24 protein-coding genes are annotated in these 21428 nt (G+C 43.0%); 23 read left to right on the plus strand and 1 reads right to left on the minus strand.

Features of this window, described 5'->3' with window-relative positions; all coding sequences use genetic code 11:
• Positions 1–3 precede the first annotated feature (3 nt).
• The 3 genes from prmA to mtaB are packed head-to-tail and all read left to right on the plus strand — an operon-like array spanning position 4 to position 3087.
• Positions 4–939, plus strand: a complete 936-nt coding sequence (gene prmA / locus UJ203_RS02730) for a 50S ribosomal protein L11 methyltransferase (RefSeq protein ID WP_268509458.1) — start codon at positions 4–6, stop codon at positions 937–939.
• A gap of 22 nt (positions 940–961) precedes the next feature.
• On the plus strand, positions 962–1732 hold the full coding sequence (locus tag UJ203_RS02735) for a 16S rRNA (uracil(1498)-N(3))-methyltransferase (protein ID WP_322008550.1): 771 nt from the start codon (positions 962–964) through the stop codon (positions 1730–1732).
• Entirely contained in the window at positions 1732–3087 is a 1356-nt protein-coding gene (gene mtaB, locus UJ203_RS02740) for a tRNA (N(6)-L-threonylcarbamoyladenosine(37)-C(2))-methylthiotransferase MtaB (RefSeq protein ID WP_322008551.1), read from the plus strand. Before UJ203_RS02735 ends, mtaB begins: the two co-directional genes overlap by 1 nt.
• 41 nt (positions 3088–3128) lie before the next feature.
• On the opposite strand, the gene UJ203_RS02745 is transcribed toward mtaB, so the two are convergent.
• A complete protein-coding gene (locus tag UJ203_RS02745) occupies positions 3129–4055 on the minus strand; it encodes a Na/Pi symporter (protein WP_105953584.1) in 927 nt (308 codons plus the stop codon).
• 172 nt (positions 4056–4227) lie between these two features.
• Between UJ203_RS02745 and rpsU the strand changes: the two genes are divergently transcribed.
• From rpsU to UJ203_RS02845, 20 genes are all read left to right on the plus strand, one after another.
• The gene (gene rpsU / locus UJ203_RS02750; RefSeq protein WP_003152957.1) at positions 4228–4401 is read left to right on the plus strand and encodes a 30S ribosomal protein S21; all 174 of its coding nucleotides are present in this window, start codon (positions 4228–4230) and stop codon (positions 4399–4401) included.
• A gap of 14 nt (positions 4402–4415) precedes the next feature.
• The gene (locus tag UJ203_RS02755; protein ID WP_010334989.1) at positions 4416–4862 is read left to right on the plus strand and encodes a GatB/YqeY domain-containing protein; all 447 of its coding nucleotides are present in this window, start codon (positions 4416–4418) and stop codon (positions 4860–4862) included.
• Between the two features lie 130 nt (positions 4863–4992).
• A complete protein-coding gene (locus UJ203_RS02760) occupies positions 4993–6306 on the plus strand; it encodes a nodulation protein NfeD (RefSeq protein ID WP_322008552.1) in 1314 nt (437 codons plus the stop codon).
• A gap of 21 nt (positions 6307–6327) precedes the next feature.
• Positions 6328–7323: a flotillin-like protein FloA gene (gene floA, locus UJ203_RS02765; RefSeq protein ID WP_024122095.1), complete on the plus strand. Its 996-nt coding sequence runs from the start codon at positions 6328–6330 to the stop codon at positions 7321–7323.
• A 27-nt stretch (positions 7324–7350) separates the two neighbouring features.
• Positions 7351–7776: a hypothetical protein gene (locus UJ203_RS02770; protein ID WP_322008553.1), complete on the plus strand. Its 426-nt coding sequence runs from the start codon at positions 7351–7353 to the stop codon at positions 7774–7776.
• A gap of 55 nt (positions 7777–7831) precedes the next feature.
• Complete coding sequence (yqfC, locus tag UJ203_RS02775) at positions 7832–8113, plus strand: sporulation protein YqfC (protein WP_024122093.1); 282 nt, start codon at positions 7832–7834, stop codon at positions 8111–8113.
• An 18-nt stretch (positions 8114–8131) separates the two neighbouring features.
• Positions 8132–9328 carry a sporulation protein YqfD gene (gene yqfD / locus UJ203_RS02780; protein ID WP_024122092.1) on the plus strand — a complete coding sequence of 399 codons (1197 nt, stop codon included), beginning with the start codon at positions 8132–8134 and terminating at the stop codon, positions 9326–9328.
• On the plus strand, positions 9325–10284 hold the full coding sequence (locus UJ203_RS02785) for a PhoH family protein (RefSeq protein WP_105953588.1): 960 nt from the start codon (positions 9325–9327) through the stop codon (positions 10282–10284). Before yqfD ends, UJ203_RS02785 begins: the two co-directional genes overlap by 4 nt.
• Before the next feature lie 70 nt (positions 10285–10354).
• Positions 10355–12490, plus strand: a complete 2136-nt coding sequence (gene pgpH / locus UJ203_RS02790) for a cyclic-di-AMP phosphodiesterase PgpH (protein WP_081638339.1) — start codon at positions 10355–10357, stop codon at positions 12488–12490.
• Positions 12491–12964, plus strand: a complete 474-nt coding sequence (ybeY, locus tag UJ203_RS02795; protein ID WP_322008554.1) for an rRNA maturation RNase YbeY — start codon at positions 12491–12493, stop codon at positions 12962–12964. It begins immediately after the preceding gene.
• Positions 12945–13322 (plus strand): diacylglycerol kinase family protein, encoded by a 378-nt coding sequence (locus tag UJ203_RS02800; protein WP_101864544.1) that lies wholly within the window; start codon positions 12945–12947, stop codon positions 13320–13322. The genes ybeY and UJ203_RS02800 overlap by 20 nt, the downstream gene beginning before the upstream one ends.
• Positions 13323–13435: 113 nt before the next feature.
• Positions 13436–13846, plus strand: coding sequence for a cytidine deaminase (gene cdd, locus UJ203_RS02805; protein WP_024122088.1), 411 nt, complete (start codon positions 13436–13438; stop codon positions 13844–13846).
• Positions 13827–14732 (plus strand): GTPase Era, encoded by a 906-nt coding sequence (gene era, locus UJ203_RS02810; RefSeq protein ID WP_101864543.1) that lies wholly within the window; start codon positions 13827–13829, stop codon positions 14730–14732. Before cdd ends, era begins: the two co-directional genes overlap by 20 nt.
• 143 nt (positions 14733–14875) lie before the next feature.
• Complete coding sequence (locus UJ203_RS02815; protein ID WP_024122087.1) at positions 14876–15019, plus strand: YqzL family protein; 144 nt, start codon at positions 14876–14878, stop codon at positions 15017–15019.
• A 36-nt stretch (positions 15020–15055) separates the two neighbouring features.
• A complete protein-coding gene (recO, locus tag UJ203_RS02820; protein WP_322008555.1) occupies positions 15056–15823 on the plus strand; it encodes a DNA repair protein RecO in 768 nt (255 codons plus the stop codon).
• 296 nt (positions 15824–16119) lie between these two features.
• A complete protein-coding gene (gene glyQ / locus UJ203_RS02825) occupies positions 16120–17007 on the plus strand; it encodes a glycine--tRNA ligase subunit alpha (protein WP_010334976.1) in 888 nt (295 codons plus the stop codon).
• Positions 17000–19039 (plus strand): glycine--tRNA ligase subunit beta, encoded by a 2040-nt coding sequence (glyS, locus tag UJ203_RS02830; protein ID WP_322008556.1) that lies wholly within the window; start codon positions 17000–17002, stop codon positions 19037–19039. Before glyQ ends, glyS begins: the two co-directional genes overlap by 8 nt.
• 132 nt (positions 19040–19171) lie before the next feature.
• Entirely contained in the window at positions 19172–19810 is a 639-nt protein-coding gene (gene ccpN / locus UJ203_RS02835; RefSeq protein WP_024122084.1) for a transcriptional regulator CcpN, read from the plus strand.
• Between the two features lie 25 nt (positions 19811–19835).
• Positions 19836–20648: a pyruvate, water dikinase regulatory protein gene (locus tag UJ203_RS02840; protein ID WP_322008557.1), complete on the plus strand. Its 813-nt coding sequence runs from the start codon at positions 19836–19838 to the stop codon at positions 20646–20648.
• A 253-nt stretch (positions 20649–20901) separates the two neighbouring features.
• Positions 20902–21396, plus strand: a complete 495-nt coding sequence (locus tag UJ203_RS02845; protein ID WP_322008558.1) for a YaiI/YqxD family protein — start codon at positions 20902–20904, stop codon at positions 21394–21396.
• The last annotated feature ends 32 nt before the right edge of the window (positions 21397–21428 follow it).

The following is a 21428-nucleotide window of genomic DNA, read 5'->3' on the forward strand; positions in this document are numbered from 1 at the left end:
GTTTTGAAATGGTCCGAATTAAGCATTCACACAACACATGAAGCGGTCGAACCTATCTCAAATATTTTGCATGAAGCTGGTGCGAGTGGGGTTGTGATAGAGGACCCGCTTGATTTAATTAAAGAACGTGAGAATGTGTACGGGGAAATCTACCAGCTCGACCCCAATGATTATCCGAACGAGGGTGTCATTGTCAAAGCGTATCTGCCGGTCAACAGCTTTCTTGGAGAAACGGTAGAGGGCATTAAAGAAACAATTAATAATCTGCTTCTTTATGATATTGATTTGGGCAGAAACCATATCACCATTTCTGAAGTGAACGAAGAGGAATGGGCGACTGCTTGGAAAAAGTATTACCACCCTGTGAAAATTTCTGAAAAGTTTACGATTGTGCCGACGTGGGAGGAATATACGCCGGTACATACGGATGAGCTGATTATTGAAATGGACCCGGGAATGGCATTTGGAACAGGCACACACCCGACAACCGTACTTTGTATTCAGGCGCTTGAACGCTTTGTGCAAAAGGGTGATAAGGTGATTGATGTCGGTACAGGTTCCGGAATTTTAAGTATTGCGGCTGCAATGCTAGAGGCCGAATCGGTTCATGCCTATGATCTTGATCCCGTTGCTGTAGAAAGCGCACGCCTCAATCTCAAGCTGAACAAAGTGAGCGATATTGCACAAGTGAAGCAAAACAATTTGTTAGACGGGATTGAAGGAGAACATGATGTAATTGTTGCCAACATTTTGGCTGAAGTCATTCTTCGTTTTACTTCACAGGCATACCACCTGCTGAAAGACGGCGGGCATTTTATTACTTCAGGAATTATCAGCCATAAAAAGCAAGAGGTAAAAGAAGCATTGGAACAGGCTGGCTTTACCATTGTGGAAATTCTCTCAATGGAAGATTGGGTCAGCATTATTGCGAAAAAATAACAGTTAGTAGGTGTCACAGCGTATGCAACGATATTTTATCGAGCTCACGAAGCAGGAAATGGAGGAAGCGCCGGCTATTTCAATTACCGGAGAAGATGTTCATCATATTGTAAATGTCATGAGAATGAACGAGGGAGACGAGATTATCTGCTGCTCTCAGGACGGCTTCGAAGCAAAATGTGAACTTCAATCTGTTTCCAAAGAAAAAGTGTCCTGTCTTATGATAGAATGGACGAATGAAAACAGAGAGCTTCCGATAAAGGTTTATATTGCAAGCGGCCTCCCGAAAGGGGATAAACTTGAATGGATTATCCAAAAGGGGACTGAGCTGGGAGCTCATGCCTTTATTCCTCTGCAAGCCGCACGCTCTGTTGTCAAGCTGGATGACAAGAAAGCTATGAAAAAGCGGGAAAGATGGACAAAAATTGCGAAGGAAGCGGCGGAGCAATCGTACCGAAACGAAGTGCCGCAAGTGCTGGATATCCATTCCTTTCAGCAGCTTCTTGAAAAGGTGCAGAATTTCGATAAATGTGTCGTTGCATACGAAGAGTCATCGAAGCAAGGAGAAACAAGCTCGTTCAGCGCAGTTGTAAGCAGCCTTCCGAAAGGATCATCCCTTTTGATCGTATTCGGTCCCGAAGGCGGTTTAACAGAAGCGGAGGTTGAGCGGCTCACGGCGAAAAACGCTGTTCCGTGCGGCCTCGGACCGAGAATTTTAAGGACAGAAACCGCTCCGCTATACGCGCTGAGCGCAATTTCTTATCATACAGAGTTATTAAGAGGTGATCAATAATGGCAACTGTTGCGTTCCATACGCTTGGCTGCAAAGTCAATCATTATGAAACAGAGGCAATCTGGCAGCTTTTCAAAGATGCGGGCTATGAAAGAAGAGACTTTGAACAAACAGCTGACGTATATGTCATTAATACATGTACGGTAACAAATACTGGAGATAAAAAAAGCCGCCAAGTGATCAGACGCGCCATTCGTCAAAATCCTGACGGCGTCATCTGCGTCACAGGCTGTTATGCGCAAACCTCGCCAGCTGAGATTATGGCAATCCCGGGTGTAGACATTGTAGTCGGAACTCAGGATCGTGAAAAAATGCTTGGCTACATCGATCAATATCGTGAAGAGCGTCAGCCGATCAATGGCGTCAGCAACATTATGAAAGCTAGAGTATATGAAGAGCTTGATGTACCGGCTTTCACAGACCGGACAAGAGCGTCATTAAAAATACAGGAAGGCTGCAATAACTTCTGCACGTTCTGTATCATTCCGTGGGCGCGCGGACTTCTCCGTTCACGCGACCCGGAGGAAGTTATTAAACAAGCACAGCAGCTTGTTGATGCGGGTTATAAAGAAATCGTACTTACTGGTATTCATACAGGCGGCTACGGTGAAGATATGAAAGATTACAACTTTGCCAAGCTTTTGAGAGAACTTGACGCCCGTGTTCAAGGTGTGAAACGGATCAGAATTTCGTCCATCGAGGCAAGCCAGATCACAGACGAAGTGATTGAAGTTTTAGACCGTTCAGATAAGATTGTGCGCCATTTGCACATTCCGATTCAATCCGGATCAAACACAGTGCTTAAACGGATGAGACGCAAATACACTATGGAATTTTTCGCTGACCGTTTAAATAAGCTGAAAAAAGCACTTCCGGGCTTAGCCGTAACCTCCGATGTCATTGTAGGCTTCCCTGGTGAAACAGAAGAAGAATTTATGGAAACCTATAACTTTATCAAAGAAAACAGATTCTCTGAACTGCATGTTTTCCCTTATAGCAAACGTACGGGAACGCCAGCTGCGCGGATGGAAGACCAAGTGGATGAAAACGTCAAAAACGAACGTGTACACCGCCTGATTGCACTTTCTGACCAGCTTGCGAAGGAATATGCCTCTGATTATGAAAATGAAGTCCTTGAAATTATCCCTGAGGAAGCATTTAAAGAATCAGATGAAGAAAGCATGTATGTCGGCTACACAGACAACTACATGAAAGTTGTTTTCAAAGGTACAGAAGACATGATCGGAAAAATCGTGAAAGTAAAAATACTAAAAGCAGGCTATCCATACAACGAAGGACAGTTTGTCCGTATTGTTGAGGATGACATAACAGAACAAATGCGTATGTCTTCTTAATCTAAAAAACCGGTGCATCTGAATGTGCCGGTTTTTTATGTTCAGTTTTTAGCTGGAATAAGCAGTTTAATAAAGCTGTAGAACAAGTTGGTAAGCGGCAAAAACAAAAGAGCTGATACGACATTAAATAGCAGGCTGAAATGGGCGATTCTTTGGGCAGGGTCTGCCGAGAGCTGTTCAACAAAGCCGGTCGCTGCTGCCAAAAACGGGAATACAATTGCTACGCCGATTATGTTAAACAAAACATGGGCGCACGCTGTCTGTTTTGCGGCATATCCGCCGGATACAGCAGCCATGACAGCTGTAATACATGTCCCGATGTTTGACCCAAGCACAACGCTCATTGCCTGTGTCAGTCCAATAACGCCTTCATTCATAAAGCTCATTAAAATGCCGACGCAGACAGAACTTGAGTGAATGATTGCAGTTAACACCATGCCGATAAGCAAAGCAGACCAGTTTGAGTCGTTTACATGATGAAGAATCCCTGCACCTGTTTTCAGCTGAGTAAGCGGTTCTGCAAGACGGCTGAAGCCGCTGATGCAAAAAAAGATAATTCCGAGTCCGAGGAAGCTTGTTCCCAGCTGCTTGAACGGATACCTGCCAGTCAGAAAAAACAGCAAACCGCCAATCAATAGAATCCAAATCAACACATCCATTTTGATTGCAAGAAATTCGGTTGTAAAGGTAGATCCGACATTTGTTCCAAGGATCATCGGTATTGTCCGTTTGAAAGAAAGGGCCCCCGCACTTACAAATCCGATGACAATTACCATAAAGGCGGAGCTGCTTTGGAGAAATCCTGTAAAAACAATACTGATGAGGAATGCTTTTAATGGATGATCCGTAAAAATCAGCAGCTGCTCTTCAATTTTTGAATACGTCAGCGAAATTAAACCTTTCCGAAGCATGTTCATTCCTGCGAGAAAGAATAATATAAGAGCAGTAAAACTAATCAGAAGCAACATTTTATTCACCAACCCCTTTCTATCATTATATAGACAGGCAGTCCCGCTCATGACGGAAAAGTGAACTCACTTAGTTGACCTGACTGAAGGCTTATATTATAATGTCAAAGTACATGTTTATATGTGTAACTTAAAGGTAGTCGATTGGTGTATTCGGAGGGAGGGAAAGAGAATGTCAAAAACGGTCGTTAGAAAAAACGAATCGCTTGAAGATGCTCTTCGTCGCTTCAAACGCAGTGTATCAAAGACAGGTACTTTGCAAGAAGCAAGAAAGCGCGAATTTTATGAAAAACCTAGCGTAAAGCGCAAGAAAAAGTCTGAAGCTGCTAGAAAACGCAAATTCTAAAAGAGGGTGGATTTATGAGTCTTCTTGAGCGACTTAACCAAGATATGAAGCTATATATGAAAAGCCGTGAGAAAGACAAACTGACTGTCGTTCGAATGGTTAAGGCTTCACTTCAAAACGAAGCAATTAAGCTTAAGAAAGACAGTTTGACCGAGGATGAGGAACTCACTGTCCTTTCTCGTGAACTTAAGCAACGTAAAGACTCCCTCCAGGAATTTTCAAACGCTAATCGTTTAGATTTAGTAGATAAAGTTCAAAAAGAGCTGGACATTTTAGAAGTTTATTTACCACAGCAGCTATCAGAAGAAGAGCTGCGTACAATCGTAAATGAAACCATTGCGGAGGTCGGTGCGAGCTCAAAAGCGGACATGGGCAAAGTGATGGGGGCAATTATGCCTAAAGTAAAAGGTAAAGCTGACGGAAGTTTAATTAATAAGCTTGTGAGCAGTCAACTGTCTTAAATGGCGAAGAAAAGGACATCTTTCTAAGAGAGATGTCTTTTTTTATACATAAAAAAATGAAACCTTTGATACATTTGTTACGTATGAAGAGAAGGCACTTAATATACGAGGAAGGAGGGATACATCGCCCTTGCTTCAAACAAAAGGATTCCGAGCGGCTCTTTTGAGCATATTTCTACTATCATTATTAGGAGTTCAGCTGCACACAAAAGCAGAAAAACAAACCGTCTACGTCATTCCCGTTGAAAAAAATGTCGAACAGGGTCTCGCCTCGTTTTTGTCGCGTTCGCTACAAGATGCAGAGGCTCAGCATGCAAACCATATTATTCTTGATATCAACACACCGGGAGGACTGGTGAGATCAGCTATTGATATAGCGGACACGATCAATGGAACGGATATCCCGATAACTGCTTATGTAAACAAACGGGCATTGTCTGCTGGTGCATATATCGCGTTACAGGCTGACGCCATTTATATGGCGCCCGGAGGAAAGATGGGAGCCGCGGCGATCATAGACGGTAAAGGCAATGCTGCTGACAAAAAAGCTGAATCATTCTGGCTTGCGGAGCTGGAAGATGCTGCAGCAAAAAACAACCGTGATCCAAAATACGCGCGTGCCATGGCAGACCCTGATGTAGATGCAAGAGAAGCGGGCGCGCCGAAGGGAGATCTGCTTACGCTGAATGCGGAAAAAGCTGTTGACGTAGGCTATTCAGAAGGAACTGTTAAAAATCTTTCCGCGCTTGTGAAGAAGCTTGGATACGAAGATGCACATATCAGCTATGCTGAGGAAAGCTTTGCAGAAAAGGCAGCAAGGTGGCTGACCAGTCCGATTGTTGTTCCTATTTTATTGACAATTGCCTTTTTAGGTCTTACTGTTGAGCTTTTTTCTCCTGGTGTCGGTCTGCCTGGAACAGCAGGATTTATCGCTTTGATCCTGTTTTTTTACGGACATCTTGCAACGGGTCTAGCCGGATATGAAACGGTTCTTCTCTTTATAGCAGGGGTGATTCTGATCCTGATGGAGATATTCCTCCCCGGAGGAATTATTGGTTTACTTGGCTTGGGAGCAATTGTTGCGAGCTTATTTTTAGCCGCGGGAAGCTTCACAGTCATGGCGGTTTCTCTCTTGATCGCCTCAGCTGTTTCCATTACAGCTTTCATTTTACTGACAAGGGTGTTGGGAAAGCGTATGAAATTCTTTAAGAAGTTTATATTAAATGATTCTACAAATACAGAGAGCGGTTATGTATCAAACCAAACGCGCACGGACTTAATCGGCAAGGAGGGCGTGACCTTTACGCCGCTGCGCCCCGCGGGAACCGTCATTATCGATGACGAACGTCTTGATGTGGTATCTGAAGGATTATTTACAGAGAAAGATAAAAAAGTAAAAGTAATCAAAGTGGAAGGCTCGCGCATTGTCGTGAGAGAAATTTAAACAGAAACGAGGAGAAGTAGCATGGACCCATCAACATTAATGATACTGGCTATTGTCGTAGTAGGGATCATTGTCTTAGCTGTATTTTTTACATTTGTACCTGTTATGCTCTGGATTTCAGCTTTAGCAGCCGGAGTTAAAATCAGCATTTTCACTCTAATAGGGATGAGACTTCGCCGCGTCATACCGAACCGGGTGGTTAATCCGCTGATTAAAGCGCATAAAGCGGGACTCGACGTTGGAACAAACCAGCTTGAAAGCCACTATCTTGCCGGAGGGAATGTAGATAGAGTCGTTAACGCACTTATCGCAGCTCAGCGTGCTAATATTGAGCTTACATTTGAACGCTGTGCAGCCATCGACCTTGCCGGCCGTGATGTATTGGAAGCCGTGCAAATGAGCGTTAATCCGAAGGTCATTGAAACACCGTTTATTGCAGGTGTTGCCATGGACGGAATTGAAGTGAAGGCGAAAGCGAGAATTACAGTAAGAGCCAATATCGACCGCCTCGTCGGGGGTGCGGGTGAGGAAACGATTGTAGCCCGTGTAGGCGAAGGGATCGTCTCTACAATCGGTTCATCCGAAAATCACAAAAAAGTGCTGGAGAACCCTGATATGATTTCTCAAACGGTTCTCGGTAAAGGCCTGGATTCAGGAACCGCCTTTGAAATTCTTTCGATTGATATTGCTGATGTTGACATTGGTAAAAATATTGGGGCAATCTTGCAGACGGACCAGGCAGAGGCCGACAAAAATATTGCACAGGCCAAAGCCGAAGAACGCCGTGCAATGGCTGTTGCTCAAGAACAGGAAATGCGCGCACGTGTAGAAGAAATGCGAGCTAAAGTGGTTGAAGCCGAAGCGGAAGTGCCGCTTGCGATGGCGGAAGCCCTGCGCGAAGGAAATATCGGCGTCATGGACTACATGAATATTAAAAACATTGATGCAGACACAGATATGCGTGATTCATTCGGTAAATTAACGAAAGACCAATCGGATGAAGACCGCAAATCATAATCTCTCTATGCAGAAGGGAGAATAGTGATGGAAGATATACTGACGAATCCGCTTGTTATTGCAGCGATTATCGGAATTATTTCCACGATTTTCGGCAAAGTGAAAAAAGAAGAAGAAAAAAACAATCAAAATCAAAAAAGAAAAAAGCCGCAGACAATGAAACCTGCTTCTGTTCAAAATAAACAATCAGCTGAAGAAACGCCAGCTCTTATTCCAAACCGCTTGGAACAGATGAGACAAGAAGCTGAAGACAGACGGAAGGAAACGGAAAGAAACCTGAAAGGGCTTGAGCGGGATCTTACTGCCGCCAAACATAAAGCTGTGTATACCAAGCAAAAACTGCTCCAGGTCAATAAAGACACGGTGGTGCAAGGCATTGTCTTAGGCGAGGTATTCGGTCCGCCAAGGGCAAAAAAACCTCATCACACAATGCGTGCAGCCCGCAAAAATTAAGTGTTAGAACCCTCTTTCAAATCATACATATGAGATGAAAGGGGGTTCTTTTTGTATGGGGCAAAGAAAGAATCGTTTAAAAGCTTGGCTGACAAGAGCATTGGAAATTCCCCCGGACGTTATGATGGATCTGCCGCGGATCACAATGGTCGGCAGACTTCATATCTACATAGAAAACCACAGAGGCCTTCTGCTGTTCAGTGAGAATGAAGTGAGGCTGATGCTGAAGCAGGGCCAGTGCATCATATCTGGAAAAAACTTTGTTATCAAAGCGATCCTTCCGGAAGAAATACTTTTGGAGGGTACGATTGATGTCGTTCGATATGTTGAGTCATAAAGCCGAGGGGGAAATGTTGTGAAAAATAAATGGCTGTCTTTTTTTGGTGGTAAGGTCCAGCTTGAAGTGACGGGACGAGGCATTGAACGGCTCCTTAATGAATGCACAAGAAGAGGGATTCCAATCTTTCATCTGAAAAAAAAGAAAGAAGCCGTCTTGTTATATATACAGCTTCAGGATGTACATGCCTTTCGGCGTGTCAGAAGAGAATTTGACTGTAAAGCCCGTTTTATCAATCGAAAAGGGTTCCCGTTCTTATTGCTGAAATCCAAACTGAATTTAGGTTTTACCATTGGTTTTGCGCTTTTTTTTATCCTATTGTTTTTGCTCTCCAATATGGTGTGGAAAATTGAAGTGACTGGTGCAAAGCCTGAAACGGAGCACCAAATGATGCAGCATCTGAAGGAAATCGGCGTCAAAAAAGGGCGATTGCAATTTTTAATGCAGTCTCCCGAAAAAATACAAAAATCGTTAACCAACGGAATAGACAATATCACGTGGGTCGGAGTCGATTTGAAAGGCACGACCATCCACATGAAAGTTGTAGAGAAAAATGAGCCTGAAAAAGAAAAGTATGTCAGTCCGCGCCACATTGTCGCCAAAAAGAAAGCAACCATTACAAGAATGTTTGTCCAGAAAGGACAGCCCATGGCCGCAATCCATGATCATGTGGAAAAGGGGCAAATGCTTGTCTCCGGCTTAATCGGAAGCGAAGATGAGCAGCAGGAAGTCGCCTCTAAAGCTGAAATTTACGGCGAGACCTGGTACAGATCTGAAGTAACAGTGCCCCTTGAAACATTATTTAACGTCTATACGGGCAAAGTAAGGACAAAGCACAAGCTTTCTTTTGGCTCATGGGCTTTCCCAATCTGGGGGATAACGCTTAAAAAAGAAGAATTAAAACATCCAAAAACAGAACAAGAGAAGCATTCGCTTCATTTTCTCGGTTTGGAGCTCCCTGTTTCTTATATCAAAGAGCAAACGAGAGAAAGTGAAGAGGCTTTGCGAAAATATACGAAAGAAGAAGCAGTTCAAGAAGGAATCAAAATGGGTAAACGGGATGTAGAGAGTAAAATAGGCGAGGACGGCGAGGTGAAAAGTGAAAAAGTTTTGCACCAGACAGTCGAGAATGGTAAAGTAAAGTTGATTATTCTCTACCAAGTTATAGAAGATATCGTTCAAACCACACCTATTGTCAGGGAGACTGAAGAATGACAGAACATTTACTTGCGATGAATCAAAAACTGAAAAGCCCGGACGAGGCGCTTTCACTGTTCGGGAATCAAGATTCTTTTTTGACACTGATGGAGAAAGATCTGGATGTAAATATCATTACGCGAGGCGAAACGATTTATATTTCAGGCGATGAAGAATCGTTTCAGATTGCCGACAGGCTTCTGGGATCACTTCTCGCATTAATTCGCAAGGGGATAGAGATCTCTGAACGTGATGTGATTTCCGCCATCAAGATGGCAAAAAAGAATGAACTTGAATATTTTGAAAGCATGTATGAAGAAGAAATTACAAAAAACGCTAAAGGCAAACCGATTCGTGTGAAAACCATGGGACAGCGGGAATACGTAGCCGCCATGAAACGAAATGATCTTGTATTTGGCATCGGCCCGGCGGGAACCGGAAAAACGTACCTTGCTGTCGTAAAAGCAGTCCACGCATTGAAAAACGGACATATTAAAAAAATCATTTTAACAAGACCTGCGGTAGAAGCCGGTGAAAGCCTCGGTTTTTTACCAGGTGACCTCAAAGAGAAAGTAGATCCTTATTTGCGCCCGCTGTATGACGCTCTTCATGATGTGCTTGGAACTGATCATACAGAACGGCTGCTGGAAAGAGGAGTCATTGAAATCGCTCCGCTCGCTTATATGAGAGGCCGGACGCTTGATGATGCCTATGTTATACTTGATGAAGCACAGAACACTACGCCTGCCCAAATGAAAATGTTTTTGACGAGACTGGGTTTTGGCTCTAAAATGATCATTACAGGTGACGTTAGCCAAATTGATCTGCCGAAAGGCGTCAAATCGGGACTTGCAGTAGCGAGAGAGATGCTGAAAGAAATCGACGGCATTTCTGTGATTGAACTGGACCAGACAGACGTGGTCAGACATCCGCTTGTTGCGAAAATTATTGAAGCGTACGATAAGCAAAATTAATCCTGAATGACCCGATCGCGCGTTATCGGGTCATTTTTGCTTATGAGCTTGATTTTCTGAGGAGGTTCTTGTGTTGAAAAAGAAGGGGAAGACCAAAAGCGGCTCAAAAAAGTGGCGCGGCTTTAAAAATGCCCGCTCCATGCATGTACTGCTGTATCTTCTGCTGGCTGCGATTATGTTCGCATTGCTTTTTGTACATGTGAAGCCGGAAACGCTTGATTTAGACCTGTTTTCAGTCAGCGACAAGACCATTTATGCTCCGGCAACTGTGGAAGATCAAAAAGCGACAGAGGAAAAAAAACAAGCTGCTGAGGATGCGGTCGAAGATCAATATACCTTAAAGAAAGATTATACAGACAATCGAATTGATCTTGTGTCATCGATATTCGACAGTATCAGTGAAGTGAAAAAATCAGCAGAAGAAGACAGCAGTTCACCATCAGAAAAAACAATGATTAAGTCGGTGAAAAATAAGCTGACGTCAGATGTGAATGATTCTATATCAGAGGATGCCATCAAGACTTTGCTGAAGGCGGACCATGAAGATTTTTCATTTGTCAGAGATACTGTCATAACAGCAGTAAACTCAGTGATGAGCAGTGAAATCCCGTCGGATAAATTATCTGAAGCAAAAGATAAAGTGCAAAAAGAACTGAAGAGTAATTCTATCCCGTCTAAATATTTGGGAGCCGCCACGGAAATCGGGCGTTACGCCATTATTCCGAATTACGTCTTCGATCCAAAAGCAACAGAGGCAAAACGCCAGGAAGCGTCAGACAATGTTCAGCAGGTTCAGATCAAACAGGGGCAGGTGCTCGTGGAAGAAAATGACCTCATTGATCGGGAAGTGTACAGAAAACTTGAGTTGACCGGATTGTTAAATAACTCCAATTTGTTCAAGCCGATTAGCGGCCTTTTGATTATGATCGGGCTTTTCATTGCTACACTCGTTTACTATTTCGAAAAACAGAATCAAAATCTGAAATTCAAAAACAAGTCGATCCTATTATTCTCCATTATTACAACGCTTTTGCTTGTTATTATGGAGGTTGTCAGTTTATTTCAAAAGATGGAATATAACAATATTGGCTATCTTGTCCCCATTGCGGCCGGTGCAATCTTAATCAAGCTGCTGATGAATGAACGGATCGCTATTTTAGGAAGTATCATTCTTGCGATTTGCGGAAGTATGATGTTTAATCAAGGTGTGACAGGAACATTTAATTATGTCATTGGTATTTATTATTTGATCAGCGGTATTTCCGGTGTTTTGTTTTTAGGAAAACACAATGGCAGATCAAAAATTTTGCAGACCGGGCTTTTTGTGGCGTTTATCAATATGATTGTGGTTCTATCTCTATTATTGATTCAAAACACCGCGCTGTCAGGCTTGGAAATCGGGACGCTAATGCTGATGGGGGTTGTGTCGGGTTTTGCTTCCTCCGTATTAATTATCGGGCTTATGCCGTTTTTTGAGACAGGTTTCGGCATTTTGTCCACAATGAGGCTGATCGAGCTGTCTAACCCTAACCATCCGCTGCTTCGAAAAATACTGACAGAAACACCAGGTACATATCACCACAGCGTCATGGTCGCTAATTTGTCAGAGGCCGCCTGCGAGGCGGTAGGGGCAAATGGTTTGCTTGCAAGAGTGGGTGCGTATTATCACGACCTCGGAAAAACAAAGCGGCCGCAGTATTTTATTGAAAATCAAATGAATATTGACAATCCGCATGATAAGCTTTCTCCGCAGCTCAGTAAAAATATCATTATTTCGCATACCACTGACGGGGCGAATATGCTGAGAAGCTATAAATTTCCAAAGGAGCTTGTGGATATTGCTGAGCAGCACCACGGGACCTCTCTTTTGAAATTCTTTTATTATAAAGCAAAGGAAAAAGGCGATCAGATTACAGAGGAAGAATTTCGTTACCCGGGACCGAAGCCGCAGTCAAAAGAAGCCGCGATTATATCAGTGGCAGACAGTGTCGAAGCGGCTGTCAGATCGATGCATAATCCAAATCCTGAACGAATTGAAAAGCTTGTCCGGGGTATTATATCCGATAAGCTTCAGGACGGACAGTTTAGTGAATGCGATTTGACATTTAAAGAGCTTGATACAATTGCAAAAACGCTTTGTGCAACATTAAAAGGAATTTTCCACTCCCGGATTGAATATCCGGAGGCTACTAAGAAGGTGAAATAGATGAGTTTATTGATTGATATCGTAGATGAAACCGGAAGTGTCTCTGAAGAGATGCTTAAAGAAGTAGAAAATCTGCTTCAATTTGCCGCTGAGCGCGAAGGAGTTCAGGACCAGGCTGAGGTTTCTGTCACGATCGTTACCAATGAAGACATTCAGCAGATCAATAAAGAGTATCGGGGAAAGGATACGCCGACAGACGTCATCTCTTTTGCTCTTGAAGAAGAGGGAGAAGACGAAGTTGAAATTGTCGGTGCTGAAATGCCGCCGGTTTTAGGTGACATTATCATCAGTGCAGATCGTACAAGAGAGCAGGCTGAAGAATATAACCATTCTTTCAAGAGAGAGCTTGGCTTTCTAGCGGTACATGGATTCCTGCATCTTTTAGGATATGACCATATGACGAAAGAGGAAGAAGAGGAGATGTTTACTAAGCAAAAGGAATTGCTGGACGCCTATGGACTCAAGAGATCATAGAAATGAGCTGAAGCGATTCCTAATGAGCTTCGTGCACGCAGGGCGGGGCATATGGAGAACGGCGCGGACGGAGCGGAATTTTCAATTTCATGCCGCGGCTGCCTGCGCCGTTATCATTTGCGGTTTTCTCGTTAATCTCAGCCTGACGGAGTGGGCTATTATTTTTCTTTTGATTGGCGGAATGCTTTCACTGGAGCTTTTAAATACAGCTATTGAACACACGGTTGATTTAGTAACAGATAAACATCACCCGCTTGCAAAGGCGGCTAAGGACGCTGCTGCCGGGGCTGTTTGCGTTTTTGCCGTGATTTCGTGTATTATTGGTTTACTTATTTTTTTGCCAAAGCTGTATGGCTGAAAATTCTTACATTTATTTTACATTTTTAGAAATGGGCGTGAAAAAAGGAGCGCCATTATGTAAAATATAAAGTGATAGCGGTACCATTATAGGTAAGAGAGGAACATGTACACATGAACAGACAGAAATTGATAACAGAAGCTTTAAAAGCGCGTGACATGGCATATGCACCGTATTCCAAGTTTAAAGTAGGAGCCGCTCTTCTTACCAAAGATGGAAAAGTGTACAGAGGCTGCAATATAGAGAATGCGGCATACAGCATGTGCAACTGCGCTGAGCGTACCGCTTTGTTTAAAGCTGTTTCTGAAGGCGATACTGAGTTTCAGATGCTGGCAGTAGCTGCTGACACCCCGGGACCAGTATCACCGTGCGGAGCCTGCCGGCAGGTGATTTCTGAGCTCTGCACAAAGGACGTTATTATCGTGCTGACCAATTTACAAGGACAAATACAAGAAATGACTGCAGAAGAATTATTGCCAGGCGCATTTTCATCGGAGGATTTACATGACGAACGAAAGCTTTAAATCAGGATTTGTATCCATTATCGGAAGACCAAACGTAGGGAAGTCTACTTTTTTGAACAGAGTGATCGGCCAAAAAATCGCGATCATGAGTGATAAGCCCCAAACAACAAGAAATAAGGTGCAAGGGGTATTAACGACAGGCACATCACAAACGATTTTTATTGACACACCAGGAATTCATAAGCCTAAGCATAAGCTTGGGGACTTTATGATGAAAGTGGCGCAAAATACATTAAAAGAAGTCGATTTGATTTTATTTATGATCAATGCTGAGGAAGGCTATGGCAAGGGCGACGAGTTCATTATTGAGAAACTGCAGAATACCTCGACACCTGTTTTCTTAATCGTAAACAAAATTGACAAGATTCATCCTGATCAATTGCTTCTGCTAATTGACGAATACCGCAGGCGATATCCTTTTAAGGAAATTGTTCCGATCTCTGCATTAGAGGGAAATAACATTGAAACATTGCTGGCGCAGATTGAAGCATATTTGCCTGAAGGTCCGCAGTTTTATCCGAGTGACCAGGTGACCGATCATCCGGAGCGCTTTATCATTTCTGAGTTGATCAGGGAAAAGGTGCTGCATCTGACAAGGGAAGAGATCCCGCACAGCATTGCGGTAAGCATCGAATCGATTAAAGGGCAGGACAACGGATCCGTGCACGTGGCGGCAACAATTGTGGTCGAACGGGATTCTCAAAAAGGCATTGTCATCGGAAAAAAAGGCAGCCTGCTGAAAGAAGTCGGAAAAAGAGCGAGAGCGGATATCGAGGCCCTCTTAGGTTCTCGCGTCTATCTAGAATTGTGGGTAAAAGTGCAGAAAGACTGGCGTAACAAAATGTCCCAGCTTCGCGACTTCGGCTTTAAAGAGGATGAATATTAATCACTTGCTGTGTCATTATCTCACATGAACAGGGATACATTAGCAAATTTTGTTTAACATGAAATGGAGGACATCTGGTCAAGATAAAGGTAAGAATTTGGAGTTTAGGTAAGCTAGTTTAACTACAGAAAGGTGGGTTTCTTGTGTTGAATTTTACCTGGAACGTATTTTCTCAAACAGGAAATGTTGATACGTATCTTCTTTTTAAAGAACTGGAAAAAGAGAACATGGAAAGACCCGAAGAACTAGAAGATGAGCTAGCCCGATTTGATTTTCCAATTTTATAGACCTCTTGACCGCTCCTGTTTTAGGAAGGTGCGGAAATGCTGACAAAATGTGAAGGAATCGTTCTTCGTACCAATGATTACGGAGAGACGAATAAAATTGTTACTTTACTGACAAGAGAACACGGAAAAATAGGTGTTATGGCCAGAGGAGCCAAAAAACCGAACAGCCGTTTATCAGCAGTCAGCCAGCCCTTTTTGTATGGTTCATTCCTAATGCAGAAAACAACAGGCCTCGGAACCCTTCAGCAGGGTGAAATGATTCTCAGCATGAGAGGCATCAGAGAGGATTTGTTTTTAACTGCATATGCAGCTTTTATTGCTGAGCTCGTTGACAAAGGCACAGAAGAAAAAAAACCAAATCCCTATTTGTTTGAATTTATTTTAGAATCCCTTAAACAGCTTGACGAAGGAACAGACCCGGATGTTATTACCTTCATTGTTCAAATGAAGATGCTTGCTGTGATGGGACTGTATCCTGAGCTTAATCACTGTGTGCATTGTAAAAGCCAGGATGGGACATTCCATTTTTCTGTTCGCGATAACGGTTTTATTTGCCACCGCTGCTTTGACAAAGACCCTTACAAGGTGCCGATTAAACCGCAAACGGCAAGGCTTTTGAGACTGTTTTATTACTTCGATCTTTCAAGGATTGGCAATGTGTCTTTAAAGCAGGAAACGAAAAATGAATTAAAGCGAGTTATTGACCTGTACTACGAAGAATATTCAGGGGTTTATCTGAAATCGAAGCGTTTTTTAGATCAAATGGAGAGCATGAAACATCTTATGGGTGAAAACAAAAGTTGACATATGGCCCATCTTTTTATATGATCATTTATTATAAAATATGTTGCAGTGAGAGAAAGAAGTACTTGCGTTTACCTCATAAAAGCGACCTTAGGACGGTGTAAGCTAAGGATGAGCGCGCAACGAAAGGCATTCTTGAGCAATTTTAAAAAAGAGGCTGGGATTTTGTTCTCAGCAACTAGGGTGGAACCGCGGGAGAACTCTCGTCCCTATGTTTGCGGCTGGCAAGCATAGAGACGGGAGTTTTTTGGTTGCTGCCGCAGCAATTTTATGAAAGAAAAGTGGAGGTGCTTGAAATGAATATTCAAGACATGATTCTAACCCTGCAGAAGCATTGGTCTAATGAAGGCTGTGTGCTCATGCAGGCATACGATGTAGAAAAAGGGGCCGGCACGATGAGCCCGTATACATTTTTGCGCAGTATCGGTCCTGAGCCGTGGAAAGTGGCTTACGTTGAGCCGTCAAGACGCCCAGCTGACGGCCGATACGGAGAAAACCCGAACAGACTCTATCAGCATCATCAATTTCAGGTCATCATTAAACCATCACCTGATAACATTCAAGAGCTGTATTTAGACTCTTTGCGCGCTCTCGGAATTGATCCGCTTGAGCATGACATCCGTTTTGTTGAGGACAACTGGGAGAATCCGTCTTTAGGCTGTGCGGGTCTTGGCTGGGAAGTATGGCTTGACGGAATGGAAATTACACAATTCACGTATTTCCAGCAGGTTGGGGGACTTGAGTGTAAGCCTGTTTCCGTGGAAATTACATACGGAATTGAGCGTCTGGCCTCTTATATTCAGGATAAAGAAAATGTATTTGATCTTGAGTGGACGTCAGGGTTTACTGTGAAAGATTTATTCATGATGGCTGAGTACGAGCATTCCGTTTATACATTTGAAACATCTGATGTTGATATGCTGTTCCAATTATTCAGCACGTATGAAAAAGAAGCGATCAAGCAAATGGATAACGGTCTTGTGCATCCCGCATATGACTACGTGCTTAAATGCTCGCACACATTCAACCTTCTTGACGCCAAAGGGGCAATCTCTGTTACAGAGCGGACAGGCTATATCGGAAGAGTGCGTAATTTAGCAAGAAAAGTCGCAAAAACCTATTATGAGGAACGAGAAAAACTAGGGTTCCCAATGCTTAAAGGGGAGGGTTCTTCTCATGAGTAAACAGGATTTACTTTTAGAGATCGGATTAGAGGAAATGCCGGCGCGCTTTTTGAATGAAAGCATGGTTCAGCTTGGCGAAAAGCTGACAGGCTGGCTTGCAGAAAAAAATATTGCACACGGTGAAGTGAAGCTTTTTAATACACCGAGACGCCTTGCTGTTTTAGTAAAGGGTGTAGCAGAAAAGCAGGATGATATAAAAGAAGAAGCAAAAGGGCCTGCAAAAAAAATCGCCCTTGATGCTGACGGCAACTGGACAAAAGCGGCGATTGGGTTTTCAAAAGGTCAAGGTGCCAGTGTGGAAGACTTGTACATGAAAGAAATAAAAGGCACGGAATATGTTTTTGTGCAAAAATTCCAAGCAGGACAAGAAACCAAAACGCTTCTGCCTGAACTGAACAGCTTAATTACAACCCTCCATTTCCCGAAAAACATGAGATGGGGAAATGAAGATCTGCGTTATATCCGTCCGATTAAATGGATTGTCGCTTTATTTGGCCAGGATGTCATTCCGTTTGCAATTACAAATGTTGAGTCAGGCCGGACGACACAGGGGCACCGGTTCCTGGGGCATGAAGTGTCTATTGAATCACCTTCAAGTTATGAAGAACAGCTGAAACAGCAGCATGTTATTGCTGATCCAAATGTTCGCAAACACATGATTCAATCGCAGCTGGAAGCAATGGCCGAAGAAAACAATTGGAGTATTCCGGTTGACGAGGACCTCCTTGATGAGGTCAATCATTTAGTAGAATATCCGACGGCTCTTTACGGGGCATTTGAATCTGAGTTTCTGTCCATTCCTGAGGAAGTGCTTGTAACGACAATGAAAGAGCATCAGCGCTATTTCCCTGTTAAAGACAAAAACGGAGATTTGCTGCCTTACTTTATTACAGTCCGTAACGGAAACAGCCACGCGATCGAAAATGTCGCGCGAGGCAATGAAAAAGTGCTGCGTGCTCGTTTGTCAGATGCTTCCTTCTTCTACAAGGAAGACCAGAAACTGAACATTGATGAAAATGTGAAGAAGCTTGAAAACATTGTGTTCCATGAAGAGCTTGGCTCTCTCGCTGATAAGGTAAGAAGAGTAACAGCGATCGCAGAGAAGCTTGCTGTCCGTCTTCAAGCTGATGAAGATACATTAAAACATGTGAAACGTGCTGCTGAAATTTCTAAATTCGACCTTGTGACACACATGATATATGAGTTCCCTGAGCTTCAAGGAATTATGGGTGAAAAGTATGCGAAAATGCTTGGCGAACATGATGCTGTAGCCGCAGCTGTCAACGAACACTATATGCCTAGATCTGCAGGCGGAGAAACGCCTTCCACTTTCACTGGGGCGGTAGTTGCCATGGCGGATAAGCTGGATACAATCGCATCCTTCTTCTCTATTGGCGTCATTCCGACTGGTTCACAGGATCCTTACGGCTTGCGCCGCCAAGCGAGCGGTATTGTCGCTATTCTGCTTGACCGGAACTGGGGCATTTCGTTTGAAGAGCTGCTGACTTTCGTACAAACCGAAAAAGAAACCGAACTGTTAGATTTCTTCACTCAGCGTCTAAAATACGTCTTAAATGCGGAGCAGATCAGACATGATGTAATAGATGCCGTGCTGGAAAGCTCTGAGCTTGAGCCATATTCGGCGCTCCACAAAGCGCAAGTGCTGGAACAAAAATTGGGTGCGCCAGGCTTTAAGGAAACAGCAGAAGCTTTAGGCCGAGTGATCTCTATCAGCAAAAAAGGAGTTCGCGCGGAAATTCAGCCTGATTTGTTTGAAAATGAATACGAAGCGAAGCTGTACGAAGCTTATCAAGCTGCTAAACAAAATCTGCAGGAAAGCTTCAGCAAAAAGGATTATGAGGCTGCACTTTCTTCCCTTGCGGCCTTGAAGGAACCGATTGATGCTTATTTCGACCATACGATGGTTATTGCTGATAACGAGACATTAAAGGCAAACCGATTAGCGCAAATGGTAAGCTTGGCGGATCAGATCAAGTCCTTTGCTAATATGAATGCCCTTATTGTAAAATAAAGAAGAAAAGGCGGTTGCTGTGTGATCGGTAATCGTCTTTTCCCCATTTGAACGTTTTTTTGTTTGATTACAAAGCATTTACGTTATAATATGGTTTATTATTTCTTTACATAGATACGAAGTGAAAAGGTGGTGAGTACGATCGAACTAAATAAACGGCAAGAACATATTTTGCAGATTGTAAAAGAAAACGGACCGATTACAGGGGAGCATATTGCCGAACAGCTGAATTTAACGAGAGCAACACTGCGTCCGGATTTAGCCATACTCACCATGTCAGGTTTCCTTGAGGCGCGCCCGAGAGTCGGTTATTTCTATACTGGAAAAACCGGCACGCAGCTTTTGGCAGATAAACTGAAAAAGCTTCAGGTGAAAGACTTTCAATCTATCCCCGTCGTTATTCACGAGAACGTTTCTGTATATGATGCGATTTGCACCATGTTTTTAGAAGATGTAGGTACTCTGTTTGTAGTGGACCGTGATGCTGTTTTAGTCGGAGTGCTTTCACGAAAGGATTTACTACGAGCCAGCATCGGCCAGCAGGAGCTTACTTCTGTCCCTGTGCACATTATTATGACTAGAATGCCCAATATTACAGTGTGCAGACGCGAGGATTATGTGATGGACATTGCAAAGCACTTAATTGAAAAACAAATCGATGCGCTGCCTGTCATCAAAGATACCGATAAAGGATATGAAGTGATTGGCAGAGTGACGAAAACGAATATGACCAAAATACTTGTCAGTTTATCAGAAAATGAAATCCTATAAGAGCGCAGACTAACGGGGGGATAATATGAATAACCGCATCATCTATGTTGTATCGGATTCCGTCGGTGAAACGGCCGAATTGGTAGTCAAAGCTGCATTAAGCCAATTTAACGGCTCAGCGGATGATACACATGTAAGAAGAATTCCTTATGTTGAAGACATTGGCACTATCAATGAAGTGATTTCACTTGCAAAAGCAGATGGAGGCATTATCTGTTTTACACTTGTGGTGCCGGAAATAAGAGAATATTTGATTGCCGAAGCGGAAAAAGCAAATGTTTTATATTATGATATTATCGGCCCGTTAATTGATAAAATGGAAACAGCCTACGGTTTAACGGCGAAATATGAACCGGGACGGGTCCGCCAGCTTGATGAAGATTATTTCAAAAAGGTCGAAGCGATTGAATTTGCTGTTAAATACGATGATGGGCGTGACCCACGAGGCATTTTAAAAGCTGATATCGTTTTGATCGGTGTATCGAGAACCTCTAAAACACCGTTATCTCAATATCTTGCCCACAAGCGGCTGAAGGTTGCCAATGTTCCGATTGTTCCGGAGGTTGACCCGCCGGAAGAGCTCTTTAATGTTGACCCGAGAAAATGCATCGGCCTGAAGATTAGTCCGGATAAACTGAATCATATCAGAAAAGAACGGTTAAAATCGCTTGGCCTCAATGACAAGGCCATCTATGCAAATATCAACAGAATTAAAGAGGAACTGGAATATTTCGAAAAGATCGTGGATCGAATCGGCTGCCAGGTTGTAGATGTTTCAAATAAAGCAGTAGAAGAAACAGCAAATATCATCCATCATCTCAAAACGAAAAACATGTAACTCAGGACGCTCTATCCTGGGTTTTTGACTTTGCCAAAAGGGAATAATGAAAAACAATAGCATCTTTGTGAAGTTTGTATTATAATAAAAAATTGTGATAAAATGATTAATTTTAGGTTTAAGGTTAGTGTGATACGAATAAACTATTATGGGTAAGATGTCAAGAATTTCTCCCGGAAATTTTTCGACAAATTCATATACACCCGCATTTTTGCAGGGTGTGCGATTTTGCTTGCTTTTATGCAGGAGTTTAATGGAGGGATGGAGAATTACTCTTCTTAATGAAAAAGAAAAGACGATTTTTGTCGATGCTGATGCTTGTCCCGTAAAAGACGAAATTTTACAAACAGCATCCGATTATGAAGTTCAAGTTCTTTTTGTCGCTTCATTTGAACATTACCAGCTTTCCAGAAGTAAGGAAGAAAAATGGAAGTATGTTGATCCTCATAAAGAAGCTGCTGATTTATATATCGCAAATCATGTAAAACCGGGAGATGTCGTGGTGACGCAGGATATTGGTTTAGCATCCCTGCTTGTGAACAGGAATGTCACCATCATGTCGGAGAGAGGGCGTCTTTACAAGGAAGATACGATTGATTTTGCCCTTGAAGGCCGTCATGTTTCCGGCAAACAAAGGAGAAAAGGCATATATGCCAAAGGGCCTAAAAAATTGAATCATGAAGATCGAGAACGATTTGTTACACTGCTGCAAAAAATCCTGTCGAACGATGAAGGGATTTTGCACTAAAACATCGAATAATGTACGACGGAGTGTTATAA

The sequence above is a fragment of the Bacillus sp. V26 genome, assembly GCF_034296245.1.
GTDB lineage: Bacteria > Bacillota > Bacilli > Bacillales > Bacillaceae > Bacillus > Bacillus halotolerans.